Raw genomic sequence first — 18157 nt, forward strand, 5'->3', positions numbered from 1 at the left:
AGCACCTTGCTGAACACGATGGCGTCTTGGGCAACCGATCCGCCCGGTCAGGCGTCGCCCTGCCGGGGATCCTCATCGCGCAGCTGGCGGCGCAGCACCTTGCCCACATTGGTCTTCGGCAACTCGTCGCGGAACTCCACGTGGCGGGGCACCTTGTAGGCGGTGAGCTGCTGCTTGCACCAGGCGCGCAGGGTCTCGGCGTCGAGGTCCGGGTCCCGGGCCACCACGAACAGCTTGATGGCCTCCCCGCTGGCGTCGTCGGGCACGCCCACCGCCGCCGACTCCACCACCCCGGGGTGATGGGCCACCACGTCCTCGATCTCGTTGGGATACACGTTGAAGCCGGAGACCAGGATCATGTCCTTCTTGCGGTCGACGATGCGGATGTAGCCGTCGTCCTGGAGGACCGCCACGTCGCCGGTGTGGAACCAGCCGTCGGCGTCCAGGGAGCGAGCGGTCTCGTCGTCGCGCTGCCAGTAGCCCTTCATCACCTGGGGGCCGCGCACGCAGAGCTCGCCGGACTCGCCCAGCGGCAGGTCCGCGCCCTCGAGGTCCACCACCTTGACCTCGGTGCCGGCCACCGGCCGGCCGATGGTGCCGAGCTGGATGGCGTCGATGGGATTGAAGCTGACGATGGGCGAGGTCTCGGTGAGCCCGTAGCCCTCGGCCACCGGACAGCCGGTGACCTCCTCCCAGCGCTTCGCCACGGCGCGGGTCAGCGCCATGCCCCCGGAGATGGTCAGGTGCAACCCGGAGAAGTCCAGGTCGCGGAAGTCCTGGCGATCGCAGAGGGCGTTGAACAGGGTGTTGAGCCCCACGAAGCCGGTGAAGCGCACCGACTTCAGCGTCTTGACGAAACCGGCCAGGTCGCGGGGATTGGGAATCAGCACCGAATGGTTGCCGGTCTCCATCATGAACAGGCAGTTCACCGTGAAGGTGTAGATGTGGTAGACCGGCAGCGGCGCGATGATGGTCTCCTTGCCGTCCTCGAGCCCCTGGCCGATGGCCTGGCGCGCCTGCAGCATGTTGGCCACCAGGTTGCGGTGCGTCAGCATGGTGCCCTTGGCCAGGCCGGTGGTGCCGCCGGTGTACTGCAGGGCGGCGATGTCGTCGGCCTGGCGGTCGACCTCGCGATGTTCCAGCCGCGCGCCGCGCTTGAGCGCCTCGCGAAAGCCCAGTGCCCGGGGCAGCCGGTAGGCCGGCACCAGCTTCTTGACGTACTTGACCGCGGCATTGATCAGCGGCCGCCGGGGGAAGGGGTGCAGGTCGGCGAGCTGGGTCACCACCACGTGCTCGATGTCGGTGCGCTCCAGCACCCGTTCCAGCTTGTCGGCCATGTTGGCCAGGATGACGATGGCCCGGGCGCCCGAGTCCTTGAACTGGTGCGCCATCTCGCGCTCGGTGTAGAGCGGGTTGGTGTTCACCACCACCAGCCCGGCGCGCAGGGCACCGAACACCGCCACCGGGAACTGCAGGACATTGGGCAGCTGGATGGCGATGCGATCGCCGGGCTGCAGGCCGGTATCGTGCTGCAGCCAGGCCGCGAAGTCGCCGGACAGGCGGTCCAGCTCGCCGTAGCTCAGGGTCCGGCCCATGCAGGTGAAGGCGGGGCGATCGGCGAAGCGCTCGATGGCGGCATGGAAGACATCCATCACCGAGGCGTAGGCCTCGTCCCCTTCCAGCTCGGGACCGCGAAGGACGGCGGGAGTGGCGTGCTCGCTCATGGCATTCTCCAGGCTGTGGCCGCCCCGGCACCCCCGGGGCGGTTCCTTGTTGTTCTGGCCGCCCGACAGGGCGGGCGCGGCGGCGACCGATCGCGCCCCACGGCCCCGCGGGCGGCGAAGCCTACCTTATCTCACCGGCTTCCCGGCTGTAAAACAGACGATTTAAACTCCTGTTTGATAGCGCCCCAGGATCTCGCCGTCCCGCCACACCAGCAGCTCCCCGGGCGCCATGCGCACCCAGTCCTCGTTGTCGGTGAGCGGCTCGGTGGCGATGACCGAGACCACGTCGTCGGGGGTGGTGTGCTCGGCGAAGTTCACCGCCAGCTCGGCGTCCGACAGGCTCGCCTTGCCGAAGGGCGCCCGGCGGGTGATATGGGCCAGCTTGGTGGCGCAGTAGGTGTAGAGGTAGTCGCCGTCGGCCAGCAGCAGGTTGAAGACGCCGTGCCCGCGCAGGCGCTCGCAGAGGCGATGCAGCAGGGCCCAGAGCGCGCGGCGATCCGCCGGGGGGTCGGGAAAGGCCCGGCGCAGCTCGCCCATCAGCCAGCAGAAGGCATGCTCGCTGTCGGTCCCGCCCACCGGCCGGTAGAAGGACAGCGGCAGGCCCTCCCAGCCGTCGAGCTGGCCGTTGTGGGCATAGCACCAGGGCTGCCCCCACATCTCGCGGGTGAAGGGATGGGTATTGGCCAGCCGCACCTGGCCGACGTTGGCCTGGCGAATATGGCTGATCACGATATGCGACTTGATCGGATAGTCGCAGATCAGCCGGGCGATGGGCGAGTCCACCGAGGGATGGGGGTCGCGGAAGTCGCGGTAGCCCCCCGCCTCGTAGAAGGCGATGCCCCAGCCATCGCGGTGGGGGCCCGTGCCGCCGCCCCGGTGCAGGAAGCCGGTGAAGCTGAAGCAGATATCGGTCGGCACATTGGCGCTCATGCCCAGCAGCTCACACATGCGGTTCCTCCCGGGGATGGCGGGCTCGGGGGCGGCGCAGGCGGCGCCACAGCAGCCCGCCCAGCAGCAGCACCGCCGCCAGCCCGAGCCCGGCCCACAGGCGCGGGTCGCCGCCGTGTCGCTCGGCCAGGCGCCTCAGGCCGGGCCAGCCGGCCTGCCAGGCCTCATGCAGCCGGGCGGGCACGGCATTGACCGCCTCGACGAAGCGGTCCGCGAGGCTCGCCGGCTCGGCCGGGGCGGCGGCGTCGCCGGGAGACGCGAAGCGTTCGGCGGCCAGGGTCGGCCCCGCCAGATCCGCCTGGTCGATGCCGATGCGCCCGCCGGGATTGAGCATCAGCCGCGGCAGGCGCAGTTCCCGGGTCTCGCCGTCCAGGGTGATCTCGGCGCTCAGCAGCAGCGGCTGGCGCAGCTCGTCGTCGAGCTCGGGCAGCGCCAGGTGCCAGCGCGCCGGCGCCACCGCGCGCGCCGCCAGGCGCTCGCCGCGCAGCTCGCCGTGGAGGCGAGTATTGTCGCGGCTCAGCGCCGGGTGCTCCGCGGCCAGCACCACCCGTCCGGCCTCGGCGTCATGGACGGCGCCGATGGCCGGCAGGACATTGACCGCCTGGCGGCGCTGGCGGACGAAGCCGTCGCCGGAGGCGCGCACCACCAGCCGGGCGTTGCCGGTCAGCGCCGGGGCCGGCAGACGACCCCGGAAGCGCCCCTCGGCATCGGCCTCGAGGGTCACCGAGGACTGCACCTCGCCGGCCTCGTCCTGCAGCGAGACCTCCAGGGTCAGGTTGGCCGGCAGCGTCGCCTGGCCGCCCTCCGTCGCCAGCCAGGCCTCCACCGGCACCGGGAAGCCGCGATACAGCGTCGCCGGCAGCGGCGCGGTCCGCAGCTGCCAGGAGGCGCCGACGCTGATGCGGCTGCCCTCGCCCACCGGGCCCGCGATGCGCCATTCGCCGGCCTGGGGGTCGGGCAGGCGGATGAGGTCGAAGCGCGGCTCCACCTGCCAGCGCGCCCCGGGCGGCGCCGCATCGGCGGAATAGCGGCGGCCGTCGGGGGCGATCAGGGTCAGCGGCGGGCCCTCCGGCGGATGAAAGATCAGCGCCGAGAGCCGATCGACGCCGTCGTCGACCATGAAGCGGCCGTCCTCGATCGGCAGGCGATCGGCGGGGAAGATGCGCTCGACGATATCCAGGAAGGCCCCCAGCAGCCCCTCCGGCGTGTCGACCTTGGCGGCCAGGCCGCCGGTACGCTGCGCCAGCCGCTCGACCAGGGCCAGGTCGGCCGCGTCGGAGAAGGCGATGGCGTGCACCGTGACGCCCTGATCGGCCAGGGCCGGCGCCAGGTCGTTCACCAGCCGGCGTCGGGAGGCCCGATCGATGGCCGGCTTGGCTCCCCGGACCGGCGGCAGGTCGATCACGCCATCGGTCATCAGCACCAGGTGGCGCCGGCCGCCGGCCTCGGGCTCGGCAGCACGGCGCAGGGCGGCCTCGATGTCGGTGTACTGCTGGTAGTCGCCGAGCGCCGGCGGCAGGGCCAGGGCCCGCTCCCGCCAGGCGGGCCCGACCCGGCCCAGCGGCAGCGGGGCATCGACCCGCTCGCCGAAGGTCCAGACCCCGGCCCGCCCGCCGTCGGGGAGCAGCGAGACCAGCAGGTCCATGGCGCTCGCCGCCAGGCGGTCCGGATCATGGGTCTTCATGCTGCCGGACACGTCCACCACCACCCGCAGGTCGGCGGCGCCCGTCGAGCGGCCGTCGGGCGCCGCCTGGGCGTGGACCGCGGCCGTCAGGCCGAGGCCGGCCAGCAACGCGAGAACGCCCGCCAGGGCCTGTCGCCAACTATGCATCGCGATTCCTTAGCCGATGACCGGCTCCTGTCGCTCGCCGGCGCCCTCCTGGCGCGCCTCCTGTTTCTCCGCCGCCTCGCCGGCGCCGCGCCGGCCGCGGCGCCACAGCAGCAGCCCCGCCAGGGCGCCGACGCCCGCGGCCACCGCCACCAGCAGCAGCGCCGGCAGCATGGCTGCGGTATCGCCCTCCAGGAAGGCCAGCCCCGCGACCACCACGGCAGGGGCGAATCCGCGGTACACTTCGCCTTCCGCCATCAGCGGCAGCTCGAAGCTCGCCGGCACCCACATCACCCCGGCCACGGCCCAGGTGATCATCAGTCGCGGCAGCCGGGGCAGGAAGGCCAGCCCCAGGTAGCCGGTGATCAGCACCACCAGCGACAGCCCGGCGTAGCTCAGCCATAGTAGGGACATCGAATCCGAAATCAGCATTGATACCTCGTCTCTGCGGCGTCATCCGACGCACCCTGTTGAATTCACTTGGAGTATGGTACATCCCGCACCATGAAAGCACAGCCGCCCCAGGCCCCGCGCCGAACATTGCCGCCCTCCCCCGTCACCCGCTTTCGCCGCGCCGAGGACCCGGGCTGGCACTGGCTGGAGGACCGTGACGACCCGCAGGTGACGGCCTTCCTGGAGGCCGCCAACGCCGAGGCCGAGGCCTGGTTCGCGCCCCTGGACGACTTGACCGAGCGCCTCTACCACGGCCACCTGGCCCGCCGCGAGCTGGCCGTGCGCGGCCTGCCCACGGCCCTGGACCACTACACGATCTGGAGCGAGACCGCGGTGGACGCCGACCACCCGGTATGGTGGCGCCATCCCAATGGTGCCCCCCAGGCCGCCGAGCCCTTCCTCGACCTGGAGGCGCGGGCAGGCCGGCACGCCTTCTACGAGGTCGGCGACATGGCCCTGCCCCCGGACGAGGCCTGGCTGGCCTGGACCGAGGACACCCGCGGCGACGAGGCCTTCACCCTGTGGCTGAAGCGCCTGCCGGACGGCGAGCCCGTCGCCCTGCTCGAGGACATCGGCCCCGAGCTGTGCTGGGCCGAGGACGGCGTCACCCTGCTGTTCACCCGCCATGACGCCACCCGTCGCCCCGACAGCGTCTGGCGGCTGCCGCTCGCCCTGGGCGAGACGCCGTCGGCCGGGGCGCCGGCGCTGATCCGCCGCGAGGACGACCCGGAATTCTTCGTCGGCATCGGCAAGACCCGCTCGCGGGCCTGGCTGCTCCTGGAGGCCGCCTCCAAGGACACCAGCGAGACGCACCTGGTTCCGGCCGCGGCGCCGGCCACCCCGCCACGCTGCTTCCGTCCCCGGGAGCGCGGCGTGGAGTACGGCCTGGAGCATCGCCCCGGGCACTTCTACGTGCTCCACAACCGCGAGGCGCCCCACTTCTGCCTGGACCGGGTGGACGACTCCGACCCGACGGGGCCGGCCGAGCGGCTGGTCGCCCATCGCGAGGACACCACCCTGGAAGGCGTCGACGCCTTCGCATGGGGGCTGGTGCTGACCGAGCGCGACCACCACCAGGCCCAGGTGCACCTGCGGGTCATGGAGCTCGACGCGCAGCACGCGACCCGCCGCGACGCGCGGCTGGCGCTGCCCGAGACGCCCTGCAGCCTGGCGCTCGGCGAGGCGCCCCACTTCGCCGACCGGCGGCTGCGGCTGCACGAGGAATCCTTCACCCTGCCGCCGACCTGGACGGAGCTCGACCTGGACAGCGGCGAGCGTCGCCGCCTCAAGCAGCAGCCGGTGCACGGCGACCTCTCGCCGGACCGCCTGGTCAGCGAGCGGCTCTGGGCGACTTCCCACGACGGCGAACGGATTCCGGTCTCGGTGGTGATGCGCGGCGACCTGGTCGGCCACCCGCTGCCCACCCTGCTGTACGGCTACGGCGCCTACGGCGAGGTGCTGGATCCCTGGTTCTCGGTGGCCCGGCTGGAGCTGCTGGCCCGCGGCGTGGCCTTCGCCGTGGCCCACGTGCGCGGCGGCGGCGACCGCGGCGAGCCCTGGTACCTGGCCGGCAAGCTCGAGCACAAGGCCAACAGCTTCCACGATTTCCTGGCCGCCCGGGACGCCCTGGTCGAGCGCGGGGTCAGCGACGACGAGCGGATCGTCGCCTACGGCGCCAGCGCCGGCGGCCTGCTGGTCGGCGCCAGCCTCAACCTGGCGCCGGAACGCTTCCGCGCGGCGGTGCTGGACGTGCCCTTCGTCGACGTGCTGCGCACCATGGACAACCCGGACCTGCCGCTGACCACCGCCGAGTACAGCGAGTGGGGCGACCCCCGGGAGCCGAGCGCCCGGCAACGCATCGGCGCCTACTCGCCGCTGGACAACCTGCCGGACCGGCCCTGGCCGCCGGTATTCCTGCAGGGCAGCTGGTTCGACACCCGGGTATCCTACTGGGAGCCCGCCAAGCTCTACGCCCGGCTCGGCGAGCTGGCCGAGGCCGCGGGCGAGGCGCCCCCCGACCACCCCACCCTGCTGCGCACCGACCTGGCGGCGGGCCACGGCGGCGCCTCGGGCCGCTTCAAGGCCTGGCACGATGGCGCCCGCCAGGATGCCTTCATCCTCTGGGCGCTGGGCCTGGAGGCGCGGGAGGCCTGAGCGCCATGCCGCTGCCCGGCTCCGCCGGGCCGCCCTGCGGGGGCGCCTAATCGTCGACGGGAATGATGGCGATGATATGGTCCTCGAGCTCGTCCTCGGGGACCTCGGCCTGGGACACCGCGAAGCTGCGCACGCTGATGCCCTTGCGGTGGACCCGCTCGGGATCGCCGGAGATCAACGGATGCCAGCCGGCCAGCTTGCGCCCCTCGGCCAGGCGCCGATAGGCGCAGGAGCGGGGCAGCCAGCGGAACTCGGCGATCCGCTCGACGGTGAGCTGCTGGCAGTCCGGCACCCGCTGGAAGCGGTTGGCGTAGTCGCCGCAGCGGCAGCCCTGAATATCGAGCAGCTCGCAGGCCACGCCCAGCACCGCCAGGTCGCCGTCGTCGTCCTGGAACTTGAGCAGGCAGCACTGGCCGCAGCCGTCGCACAGGGCCTCCCACTCCTCGGCGGTGAGCTCCGCCAGGGGAAAGCGCTCCCAGAATCGTTCTCTCATCATCATCGTCACCGATCGCTCGGTGGCACGCGAGCCACCGTCAGCGGGCCATCGCCTCGGCCCTTAGTCGCAGCCCGCAGCCCGCAGCCCGCAGCCCGCAGCCCGCAGCCCGCAAGCCTAGTACTTCGCCTCCGTGGGCGTGCGATACAGGTCCAGCAGGTACGCCTCCTTGGCCGGCGGCATCTGCAGGTAGAAGCCCTGCTCCTCGATGGCGGCCATCACCTCGGCGGCCGAGGCCCGGGCCAGGCGCTTGTCCGGCGCGAGCATCAGGGTCAGCGCCGAGACCGGCTCGCCGAAGCGCTCGAGCAGCGCCTCGGGCACGTCCTCCAGGCCGCGGCGCTTGTCCACGTAGAGGTACATCTCGTCCTTGCGCGAGCTCTTGAAGACCTCGCACAGCAGCTTGCCGTTCAGGGTGGTCATGCGATGTCCCCCACCTCGTCCAGGGTGCGTTCCAGGGCGCCGGCGAGGCGCTCGCCCCGCCAGCCGTCGGGCAGGGGCAGCGGCTGCCCCCTCAGCTTGGCGCTGGCCAGGGCCTCCAGGTCGCGGCGGCGCATCAGCACCTCCGGCGCGATGCCCAGGGCTTCGGCCTCGGCATTGACGACCTTCTTCATGGCCTTGAGGCAACGCTTGAAGGCCGGCGACAGCGGCGACAGCGGGGCCGGGGCCAGGTCGGCGGCGTCGGCCTGGCGCGCCTCGCGGACCCGCGCCAGCAGGGTATCGCCCTCGCGCTTGACCAGCGGCGGCTTGACGCCGTCCACCGCGGCCAGCTCATAGCGGTTCTCGGGCAGCCGCTCGGCGATGGCGAACAGCAGCTTGTCGCTGGCCAGCCAGCCCCGCGGCAGGTCGCGGCGCCGCACCTCGCCCTCCCGCCAGATCGTCAGCCGGCGGTAGGCCTCGATCTGGCGCGGTCCCAGCCGCCACAGGTTGCGCTGGCGCAGGTACCACTGGCCGTCGGCCTCGTCGCTGCGCGCCGCCTGGTCCACCAGGGCGGCGCAATCCGCCTCCAGCCAGCCCAGGCGGCCGAGCCGCTCCAGGGCCTCGCGCTGGCCGTCCCAGACGTCCAGCAGGTAAACGACGTCCAGGGCGGCATAGGCGAGCTGGGCCTCGCTGAGCGGGCGCTCCAGCCAGTTGGAGCGGGTCTCGCCCTTGGGCAGGGTCTCGCCCACCCAGTGCTCGACCAGCTTCTGGTAGCCCATGGCCGGCACCTCGCCGAGCAGCGCCTGGGCGATCTGGGTGTCAACCAGCGGCGCCACCGGCACCCCGGCCCAGTGGGCGAAGACCTCCAGATCCTCGCTGGAGGCATGCAGCAGCTTCAGGGGGCCCTCGGCGAGCAGCCGGCGAAAGGCCGGGGTGCAGGCCACCTCCAGCGGGTCCACCAGGTAGGCCGGACCACCGGCACAGAACTGGATCAGCGCCGGGACGGGATGGAAGGTGCGTTCGCGGAAGAACTCGGTGTCCAGGGCGACGACATCGGCCCCGGCCACCTCGGCACAGGCGGCGTCCAGCGCCTCGGGGGTGTCGATCCAGCGAATCTCGGGAGTCGGGGTCATGGGGTATCCGGCAAGGGAAATGGGTAGGCGGCGGTCACTCGCCCCGGAAGGGCAGGCGGCCGTTGAAGGCCCGGCTCAGGGTGCCGCCGTCGACGTATTCGAGCTCGCCGCCCATGGGCACGCCATAGGCCAGCCGCGAGAGGCTCACCCCCCGGGGAGTGAGCTGGGCGGCGATATAATGCGCGGTGGCCTCGCCCTCCACGGTGGGGTTGGTGGCCAGGATCACCTCCTCCACGCCGCCTTCGGCCACTCGAGCCTCCAGGGCGTCCAGGCCGATGTCCTCGGGGCCGACGCCGTCCAGCGGCGAGAGGTGGCCATGCAGCACGAAATAGCGCCCGCGATAGCCGCCGGCCTCCTCGATGGCCAGCTGATCGGCGGGGGACTCCACCACGCACAGCACGCCGTCGTCGCGTCGCGCGTCCCGGCACAGGCCGCACACCGTCTCCTCGGTCAGCGTCCGGCAGCGCTCGCAGTAGCCCACCGCCTCGATGGCCAGGCCCAGGGATTCCACGAGGCGCCGGCCGCCGTCGCGGTCGCGTTCGAGCAGGTGCATGGCCATGCGCTGGGCGGTCTTGGGGCCGACCCCGGGCAGCACCCGGAAGGCCTCCATCAGGCGTTCGACCAGGGGGGAAAAGCTCATATCGTGTCCCGCGTCCACCGAGTCAAGGGAAAGGCCCGCGCCGGCGCCGCGCGCCGGTCGGCGGCGCGCCACGGCCGCCGACGCCCGGTCCGCCGGGCGCCGCGAGGCGGTCGGGGGTCATCAGAAGGGCATCTTGAAGCCGGGCGGCAGGTTCAGGCCGGCGGTGGCTTCCTCCATCATCTCCTTGGAGCTGGCCTCGACCTTGCGCACGGCATCGTTGACGGCCGCGGCGAGCAGGTCCTCGAGCAGCTCCTTGTCCTCGTCCATGACGCTCGGATCGATGTCGACCTTGGTGACGTCGTGGCGCCCGTTCATGGTGACCTTGATCATGCCGGCCCCGGCCTCGCCCTGCACCTCGGCGCGGGCGACCTCCTCCTGAGCCTTCTGCATCTTCTCCTGCATCTCCTGGGCCTGCTTCATCAGGTTGCCCATTCCACCCTTCATCATGGCGGTATCCTCTCGATTGAATGTTCTGCCCGGGCGCCTGTGCGCCCCGGGGTCAATGGCGGCCCGCGGCGTCGGCGGGCTTCACCGAGGTCTCGATCAGCCGGGCCCCGAAGGCCTCCTGCAGCTTGCGTACCTGGGGATCGGCCTGCAGCACCTCCACCGCCCGGGCATGGCGCTCGGCGGCGAGGCGATCGGCCTGCTGGCGGGGCGTCTCCACGCCCTCGGGCAGGGGGCCGTCGGCGACGCTCACCCGCCGCGGGAACCCGGCCGCGTCCAGAGCCTCGCGGATGCGCTCGACGTGCACCTCGGCCTGCATCGCCGCCTGGGAGGGGTCGAGGCGCAGCGTGAGGTGCTGGCCGTCGTCCGCTTCGACCACGCAATGGGCGGCCAGGTTGCGCGTCAGCCCCGAGAGCCCCAGAGCGTCGAAGCCGTCCAGCCACGCGGCGTGGCTCAGCCGGCCGGGGGCGACCTCCGGCGCGGGCTCGGCCGCCGGCTGCGGGGCCGGGGCGGGCTCGGGCTGAGGCATGGAGCCGGACGCGGGCGCCGCGGGGGCGGCCTCGGGGATCGGCTCCGGCTCGACCGGCGCCGGGGACACCGGCTCGCTCCACGGCGGCGGCTCGGGCGCGGGCGCCGGTTCGGGCGCCGCGTCCATGGCGGGCGTGGATGTCGCTGCCGGCGAGGACTGTGCCCCTGGCGCCGGCGCGGCGTCCTGCGGAGATGATGCCGGGGGCGTCGCCGCCGCCTCGGCTGTCGCCGGCCGGCTCGGGGTGGCGGTCGACGCCTCGCCGGCGGCGGGTTCGGTGCCGCCTGCCGGCTGGCCCGCGGGCTGGCTGTCGGCCTGCTCGCCGGCGCCCGCCGGGCTCGCGCCGCCGTCGCCGCGCATCGGCAGCGGGGTCTTCGCCGGCCTGGGCACGCCCTGGGGCCGGAAGGCCAGCATCCTCAGCAGCGTCATCTCCAGGGCGGTGCGCAGGTCCGGGGCATGGGCCATGTCGCCGCGTCCCTGGATGCCGATCTGGTAGTAGAGCTGGATGTCCTCGGCGGTGAAGCGCGCGGCCAGGGCCAGCAGCTGCTCGCGATCGCCGTGGGCGTTGTCCAGCGACTCGGGCACCATCTGGGCGATGGCCAGGCGATGCAACACCCCGGTGACGTCGTCGAGCACGCCGGCGAAGTCCGGTCCCTGCTCGGCCAGGGCCGCGACCTCGGCCAGCACCCGGGCCGCATCCACCTCGGCCAGCGCCTCGATCAGCGCCAGCACGTGGCGGTGATCCAGGGTCCCCAGCATGGCCGCCACGTCGCCGTGGCGCACCTCGCCCTGGCCGAAGGCGATGGCCTGGTCGGTCAGGCTCATGGCGTCGCGCATGGAGCCCTCGGCGGCCTTGCCCAGCAGCCACAGGGCGCTCTCCTCGAAGGCGACCGACTCGGCTTCGAGCACCTGGGACAGGTGGCCGACGATGCGCTCCGGCGGCATGTGCTTGAGGGTGAACTGCAGGCAGCGCGAGAGCACCGTGGGCGGCAGCTTCTGCGGGTCGGTGGTGGCCAGCAGGAACTTCACGTGGGGCGGCGGCTCTTCCAGGGTCTTGAGCAGCGCGTTGAAGCTGCTGGTGGAGAGCATGTGCACCTCATCGATGAGGTACACCTTGTAGCGCCCCTGGGTCGGCGCGTACTGGACATTGTCGAGCAGCTCGCGGGTGTCCTCCACCTTGGTGCGCGAGGCGGCGTCGACCTCGATCAGGTCGACGAAACGGCCCTGGTCGATGGCCTCGCAGCTCGGGCAGGCGCCGCAGGGGGTGGAGGTCACGCCCGCGTCGCCCTGCCCCGCCGCGGTGCAGTTCAGGCACTTGGCCAGGATCCGCGCCAGCGTCGTCTTGCCCACCCCGCGCGTGCCGGTGAACAGGTAGGCGTGATGCAGCCGCCCCTGGTCCAGGGCATTGACCAGGGCACGCTGGACGTGCTCCTGGCCGACCAGTTCATGGAAGGTGCGCGGCCGCCACTTGCGGGCCAGGACCTGATAGCTCATGCAGCGGAACATCCTTGCGGCGAGGCTGGCGGGCAGCCGGACACGGACGGCCCGCCGGCGCGGAAGGCGCCCGCCGGCGGGCTCGAAGACTGGTCCTCATTCTACCGGGTGGCGGCCCGGGCGCAAAGCGCCGAGGCGGTCAGCCCTGGCACAGCCGCCCGCTGTCGCGGATATCGGCCAGGCGGCCGGCGGCGATGCCGTCCAGGCGGGTGAGCTCCTCGCTGCCCGCCCAGGGCCGGCCGGCGACGATGGCGGCGGCCCGGGCCGGGCCGATATGCGGCAAGACCTCCAGCTCCCCCGGCGAGCCGCGGTTGAGGTCGACGCAGCCGGCGGCCAGCGCCTGGCCGGCCACCCCGTCCAGGGGCCGGCGCGTGAGCTCGCCGCCGTGCAGGGCGAGATACACCGGCGCATGGTCGGAGACCTGATCCCGGGCGTCGTCGTGGTCGAGCCCGGTCAGCGCCGGGTAGCGCACCACGCCGAGCTCGGCCGGACTCAGGCGGTCCGGGCGGTACCAGATGTTGTCGTAGCGGCTGGCATAGGCGCCGTTCGAGGTCGACAGGGTGGTGGCCTGCCCGGTGATGGCGGGCACCGCGCCGAGCGCGCGCAGCGGCGCCCAGGCGGGGTGGTCCGGCGCCAGGTTGAAGTCGCCCATCAACAGCCGCGGGGTATCGGGGTGCGCCTCGTCCAGCCACCGCCAATAGTCCGCCAGGGCCTCGATCTCCGGCAGACGGTCGGCGAGGCCGTCGCCATAGGTGACGTGCACCGAGGCGGCGACGAAGGCCTCGCCGCTGTCCCGGTCGCGGAAGCGCGCCGAGTAGGGCTCCCGGGCGAAGGTGTCGCCATGGTCGATGAACACCACCGCGCCGTCCAGGTAGTCGATCTCCGACTCGCGCCACAGGAAACCATAGTGTTCCCGGTAGCGGCTGCGCCCCAGGGCATGGCTGGCCAGGGAGGCCCAGGCCTCCCCCGAGGCCGCCTCGAGCTCGGCCTCGAGGCGCGACAACGCCGCCGGGACCATGAGCTCCTGCACCGCCAGCAGGTCGAAATGGTTGGCCACATGGGCGACGAGCTCCAGGCGCTTGCCGTTGTCCCAGCCCAGGTGCTCGACGTTCCAGCTGCCGACGACGGCACCGGCCTCGGCGAGGCTCGGCAGGACGGCCAGCCCGGCCGCGATGATAAGGCGCTGCATGTCGCACTCTCCGGCAAAAGGGCGACATCCTGCCGGGCCGGTTTCGCGACTGCAATATCGGCGGGATCGAATATGAAACGGCGGGCCGGGGCGCCGGCCGCGACGGGCGCCCCGGGTCGGGCGACTACTGGACGGTTTCCTGCTCGCCGAAGCGGTCGGCGAACAGCGCCGAGGAGAGGTAGCGTTCGGCGCTGTCGGGCAGCACCACGACGATGTTCTTGCCCTGGTAGGCCGGGTCCCGGGCGACGCGCAGCGCGGCGACCACGGCGGCGCCGCAGGAGATGCCGCAGAGGATGCCCTCTTCCTGCATCAGGCGGTGCGCCATCTGCATGGCCTCGTCGTTGTCGACGGCCTCGATGCGGTCGACCAGCGACATGTCCAGGTTGGCGGGCACGAAGCCGGCGCCGATGCCCTGGATCTTGTGCGGCGCGGGGGTCGGCTCCCGGCCGTCACGGGTCTGGCTGATGACCGGCGAGTCGACCGGCTCCACCGCCACGCTGGTGATGGCCTTGCCCTGGGTGTGCTTGATGTAGCGGGACACCCCGGTCAGGGTGCCGCCGGTGCCGACGCCAGCGACGAAGACGTCCACCTCGCCATCGGTGTCGTTCCAGATCTCGGGGCCGGTGGTGGTCTCGTGGATGCGCGGGTTGGCCGGGTTCTCGAACTGCTGGGGCAGGAAGTACTTGCCGGGCTCGGCCTCGGCCAGCTCCCTGGCCTTGGCGATGGCCCCGGCCATGCCCTTGGCCGGCTCGGTGAGCACCAGTTCGGCGCCCAGCGCCTTGAGGACCTTGCGCCGCTCCAGGCTCATCGAGGACGGCATGGTCAGCACCAGCGGGTAGCCACGGGCCGCGGCGACGAAGGCCAGGGCGATGCCGGTGTTGCCGCTGGTGGGCTCGACGATGGTCATGCCCGGCGTCAGGGCGCCGCGCTCCTCGGCGTCCCAGATCATCGCCGCGCCGATGCGGCACTTCACCGAATAGGCCGGATTGCGCCCTTCGATCTTGGCCCAGACGGTCGCGCCCTCGCTGACCCGGTTGAGCCGGACCAGCGGGGTGTTGCCGATCGAGCGGGAATTGTCGTCGTAGATGCGTGCCATGAATGCGGTCTCTCCTTGATGAATGGGCGACGTCACGCCTGACGCGCGCCGGCCTCGAAGCCGGTCAGCACGTTGACGGCATTGAGGCCGATTTCCTCCACCGCGTAGCCGCCCTCGAGCAGGAAGGTGGTGGGCAGCCCCAGGCCGGCAAGGCGCCGGCCGAGCTCGGTGAAGTCGTCGCTGGTCAGCTTGAAGGCGCTGATGGGATCGTGCTCGAAGGCGTCCACGCCCAGCGAGACCAGCAGCAGGTCGCAGCCGGCCTCGCGGATGCGCGCCAGGGCGTCATCCAGGGCCCGGGACCAGGTATCGAAGGCCGTGCCCGGCGGCAGCGGGTAGTTGCGGTTGAAGCCCTCCCCTCGCCCGCGGCCGGTCTCGTCGGCGTGGCCCAGGAAGTAGGGGAAGCAGGTGCGCGGATCGCCGTGCAGGGAGGCGAACAGCACGTCGTCGCGCGCGTAGAAGATCTGCTGGGTGCCGTTGCCGTGGTGGAAATCCACGTCGAGGATCGCCACCCGGCGGGCGCCGCGCGCCAGGGCGTGCTGGGCGGCGATGGCGGCGTTGTTGAAGAAGCAGTAGCCGCCGAACTGGTCGCTGGCCGCATGGTGCCCCGGGGGACGACACAGCCCGAAGGCCGGCTCGCCGCCGGCCAGGGTGTGGGAAACGGCGGACAGGGCGATGTCCTTGCTGGCCATGGCGGCCTCGAAGGTGCCCTCGCAGATCGAGGTCTCGGCGGCCAGGGCGTAGTAGCCGAGCCGGCCGTCGATGTGCTCGGGCACCACGTCGCCGCGCATGGTCCGCGCGGGCCAGATGGACGGGATGGCCTCGCCGGCATGCCCTGCCGCCCGCCAGTCGTCCCAGCAGGCGGCGATGAAGTCCACATAGCCGCGGTCATGGACCGCCAGCACCGGCGAGAGCCCGAAGGTCTCCGGCTCGCGGATATCGCCGAGCCCCGTCTGGCGGACCCGGTCGAGCACCAGCTCGACGCGCTCGGGACACTCGTAGGGCGCCACCAGGCGGCCCTCGTCCAGCTCGGTGCGGGCGCGGCGCCGCCCGGTGGCATCGCTATGGAAGGTCAACATCGGGAGCTATCGTCCTCGGGATCATGGCGCCTCGGAGGCGGCGTCGCCGGCCTCGCGCTCGAGCGCCTGTTTCATGGTCGCCTCCAGGCCCAGGCCCGACGCCAGCTGGTCGAGCCAGGCGCGCTCCATGGGGTTCTGGTCGTCGATCACCGCCACGCTGGCGAGATACATCTCCCGGGCGGCCTGGGGCGAATCGGCCTGACGCGCCAGGGCCAGGGCATCCAGGGGCGCCGACAGCTGGCGCTCCACCCAGGCATGCAGCTCGTCGTCGGCGCCGATGGCATCGATCTGCTCGGTGATCAGGGCCCGCTCGCGCTCGTCGACATGGCCATCGGCCCGGGCGGCCATGATCATCGCCTGCAGCAGGGCCAGGCTGCGCCGCTCGAGCGCCTCGTCCCGCAGTTCATCTAGCGGCGCCCCCTCGTGGGCGCCGTCGCCGGACGCCGGACGGGACCGCTGCCAGGCCTTCCAGGCCAGCGCCCCGACGCCCGCGATGGCGCCGTACTTGAGGGCCTTGCCGCCCAGCTTGCGGCCGCGCTTGGAGCCGAGCAGCAGCCCCAGGGCGCCGCCGCCGAGCGCGCTGCCCACATCCACGCCCGAGGACGAGGCCGGCGCCTTGCCGGCGCGCCGGGACGCCAAGCCATCCAGCAGCCCCTGGACATCGACGCCGGCACGACGCGCCGAGCCGGCTTGCTGCATCAGCCCGGCGAGAATCCGTTGCGCGTTCATTGCCGCCTCCTTGACGAGCCAGTGCATGCATCGGCGGCGGCGGGCCTGTCGAGCCGGGACCGCCGCCTGCCCCATACGCCGAGCACGACTATGACGCGGGCCGCCGCGGGCTGCAAGCATCCACGGGCCAGGGACGCACGTCCCGATACGGGAAGGCGGAAATGGAAGCGGGAAAGAAAAGAGGACGGGAGACGCCGCGCGGGGCTCGGAATCGAGGACCCGAAATGGAGGCGGCCCCGACAGCCACATCCCGGCACACGCGTCCACCACTACCGTTGCTCCCTTCCGGGCCTGGCGGGGTTTGCGGCTTAGCGTTGCGGGAGGACCGACGGGGCCACCACAGCGGGCGCTCGGGGGCGCCAAGGTTCGGCGCAGGATCAATCACTTGCCGAACGCCGCGCACTATACCAACCCACCGCCGGCGCGGCAAGGAGCGATTGCCGTCGGCCGTCCAGCGTTGACGGGACGGGATGTCGGGGACGCCGTCCTGCCCTATGGTAGATAGGACGCGTCGACCGCTGGCCGCACGGGCCGGCGAGAACGTACATTTCCACACGCCGTCCAGGAGGCGTTTCATGAACAAGGATCCGAACAAGGGTTATATCGCACTGCTCGGCTGGAGCCTCAACGCCATCGAGGCCGCCGAGAACTTCGATCGCCGCTACGTGGTGGTGGCCCCCGACTGGGCGGAGGACTACTGCCGGCAGCACGACATCCCCTATCTCTCCTGGAACTTCGAGCGCCTGAACGATCGCTCCCTGGAGATCGCCGAGACGCTCAAGGAGATGGGCGTCGACGTGGCGATCCCGCTGTTCGAGGAGACCGTGGAGTGGGCCGGGGCCATCAACTCGCTGCTGCTCGACAACCCGCGGCTCTACGGCCAGTCGCTGCTGCTGCGCGACAAGGCGCTGATGAAGCGCCGCGCCCAGCTGGGCGGCATCCGGGTGGGGATCTTCGAGGAGGCCCACGACAAGGACGACGTCATTCGTTTCCTCAAGCGCGTCAACCAGACCCTGCTCAAGCTCGACGGCGACCCCAACGATCCCATCCACCTCAAGGCCTTCGACAAGGCCGGCTGCCTGGGGCACCGAGTGATCCGCACCCCCGACGAGGTGGATACCATCCCCGAGGAGGAGTTCCCGGTGCTGATGGAGTCGCACCTGGACGGCTGGGAATTCGCGGTCGAGGCCTGGATCCACGACGGCAAGATCGCCTTTCTCAACATCTCCGAGTACGTCACCCTGGGCTACTCGGTGTTCGTGCCCGCCTCGCCGGAGCTCGAGCGCTACCGCGCGCAGATCACCGCCCAGATCGAGAAGCTGATCCGCGCCTTCGACATCGACTTCGGGCTGATCCATCCCGAGTACTTCGTCACCAGCGACGGCGAGATGTACTTCGGCGAGGTCGCCTACCGGCCGCCGGGCTTCAAGGTCTTCGAGCTGCTCGAGCGGGTCTACGGCTTCAACGCCTACCAGGCCAGCATGCTGGTCTTCGATCCCCATTCCACCGCCGAGGAGGTCCGGGCCTTCTTCCCCAAGGAGGTGGTCGACGCCGACGGCTATGCCGGCTGCTTCGGGGTCTATCCCCGGCTGCGCGTGGTCAGCCGCCTGGAGATCCCCGAGGAGGTCGAGGAAGACGCCTATTTCGAGTCCCACGAGCTCACGCCACCGGTCCAGGAAACCGTCACCAAACGCACCGCCTTCGGCACCCACTGGGGCCTGATGTACTTCAAGGGCGACGATCCCCATCGCCTGCGCGACCTGCTCAAGCATATGGAAGAGCTTGATTTCTATGTCTGAAAGGCGCGTCATGA

The 18157-nt window shown here is 71.8% G+C and carries 16 protein-coding genes and 1 other RNA gene; 2 read left to right on the forward strand and 15 right to left on the reverse strand.

Annotated elements, in window-relative coordinates; translation table 11 throughout:
* Nucleotides 1-47: 47 nt before the first annotated feature.
* From QC818_RS14735 to QC818_RS14750, 4 genes are all read right to left on the reverse strand, one after another.
* Nucleotides 48-1724 carry an AMP-binding protein gene (locus tag QC818_RS14735; protein ID WP_309653622.1) on the reverse strand — a complete coding sequence of 559 codons (1677 nt, stop codon included), beginning with the start codon at nt 1722-1724 and terminating at the stop codon, nt 48-50.
* Nucleotides 1725-1886: 162 nt separating this feature from the next.
* Complete coding sequence (locus QC818_RS14740) at nt 1887-2672, reverse strand: class II glutamine amidotransferase (RefSeq protein ID WP_309653623.1); 786 nt, start codon at nt 2670-2672, stop codon at nt 1887-1889.
* A complete protein-coding gene (locus tag QC818_RS14745; protein WP_309653624.1) occupies nt 2665-4503 on the reverse strand; it encodes a vWA domain-containing protein in 1839 nt (612 codons plus the stop codon). The genes QC818_RS14740 and QC818_RS14745 overlap by 8 nt, the downstream gene beginning before the upstream one ends.
* A 9-nt stretch (nt 4504-4512) precedes the next feature.
* Nucleotides 4513-4932 (reverse strand): hypothetical protein, encoded by a 420-nt coding sequence (locus QC818_RS14750; protein WP_309653625.1) that lies wholly within the window; start codon nt 4930-4932, stop codon nt 4513-4515.
* A gap of 72 nt (nt 4933-5004) precedes the next feature.
* Here QC818_RS14750 and QC818_RS14755 point away from each other — a divergent pair, with 72 nt between their 5' ends.
* On the forward strand, nt 5005-7107 hold the full coding sequence (locus QC818_RS14755; RefSeq protein ID WP_309653626.1) for a S9 family peptidase: 2103 nt from the start codon (nt 5005-5007) through the stop codon (nt 7105-7107).
* A 46-nt stretch (nt 7108-7153) separates the two neighbouring features.
* Here QC818_RS14755 and QC818_RS14760 read toward each other — a convergent pair whose 3' ends face one another.
* From QC818_RS14760 to ffs, 11 genes are all read right to left on the reverse strand, one after another.
* Nucleotides 7154-7600, reverse strand: a complete 447-nt coding sequence (locus tag QC818_RS14760; protein ID WP_309653712.1) for a YcgN family cysteine cluster protein — start codon at nt 7598-7600, stop codon at nt 7154-7156.
* A gap of 117 nt (nt 7601-7717) precedes the next feature.
* Nucleotides 7718-8020, reverse strand: coding sequence for a YcgL domain-containing protein (locus tag QC818_RS14765; protein ID WP_309653627.1), 303 nt, complete (start codon nt 8018-8020; stop codon nt 7718-7720).
* Entirely contained in the window at nt 8017-9150 is a 1134-nt protein-coding gene (gene rnd, locus QC818_RS14770; protein WP_309653628.1) for a ribonuclease D, read from the reverse strand. Before rnd ends, QC818_RS14765 begins: the two co-directional genes overlap by 4 nt.
* A gap of 34 nt (nt 9151-9184) precedes the next feature.
* Entirely contained in the window at nt 9185-9790 is a 606-nt protein-coding gene (gene recR / locus QC818_RS14775) for a recombination mediator RecR (protein WP_309653629.1), read from the reverse strand.
* 120 nt (nt 9791-9910) lie between these two features.
* Nucleotides 9911-10237, reverse strand: a complete 327-nt coding sequence (locus QC818_RS14780) for a YbaB/EbfC family nucleoid-associated protein (protein ID WP_309653630.1) — start codon at nt 10235-10237, stop codon at nt 9911-9913.
* 52 nt (nt 10238-10289) lie between these two features.
* On the reverse strand, nt 10290-12254 hold the full coding sequence (gene dnaX / locus QC818_RS14785) for a DNA polymerase III subunit gamma/tau (protein WP_309653631.1): 1965 nt from the start codon (nt 12252-12254) through the stop codon (nt 10290-10292).
* Nucleotides 12255-12393: 139 nt separating this feature from the next.
* Nucleotides 12394-13443, reverse strand: coding sequence for an endonuclease/exonuclease/phosphatase family protein (locus QC818_RS14790; RefSeq protein WP_309653632.1), 1050 nt, complete (start codon nt 13441-13443; stop codon nt 12394-12396).
* A gap of 124 nt (nt 13444-13567) precedes the next feature.
* Nucleotides 13568-14539, reverse strand: a complete 972-nt coding sequence (gene cysK / locus QC818_RS14795; protein WP_309653633.1) for a cysteine synthase A — start codon at nt 14537-14539, stop codon at nt 13568-13570.
* Nucleotides 14540-14571: 32 nt separating this feature from the next.
* Nucleotides 14572-15615, reverse strand: coding sequence for a histone deacetylase family protein (locus QC818_RS14800; protein WP_309653634.1), 1044 nt, complete (start codon nt 15613-15615; stop codon nt 14572-14574).
* A gap of 21 nt (nt 15616-15636) precedes the next feature.
* Nucleotides 15637-16344 (reverse strand): tellurite resistance TerB family protein, encoded by a 708-nt coding sequence (locus QC818_RS14805; protein ID WP_309653635.1) that lies wholly within the window; start codon nt 16342-16344, stop codon nt 15637-15639.
* Between the two features lie 234 nt (nt 16345-16578).
* An RNA gene (gene ffs / locus QC818_RS14810) (signal recognition particle sRNA small type) lies at nt 16579-16675 on the reverse strand.
* A 244-nt stretch (nt 16676-16919) separates the two neighbouring features.
* Between ffs and QC818_RS14815 the strand changes: the two genes are divergently transcribed.
* The gene (locus tag QC818_RS14815) at nt 16920-18143 is read left to right on the forward strand and encodes an ATP-grasp domain-containing protein (RefSeq protein ID WP_309653636.1); all 1224 of its coding nucleotides are present in this window, start codon (nt 16920-16922) and stop codon (nt 18141-18143) included.
* Nucleotides 18144-18157 lie beyond the last annotated feature (14 nt).

Source organism: Halomonas koreensis, assembly GCF_031451675.1.
In the GTDB taxonomy this organism is placed as follows: domain Bacteria; phylum Pseudomonadota; class Gammaproteobacteria; order Pseudomonadales; family Halomonadaceae; genus Halomonas; species Halomonas koreensis.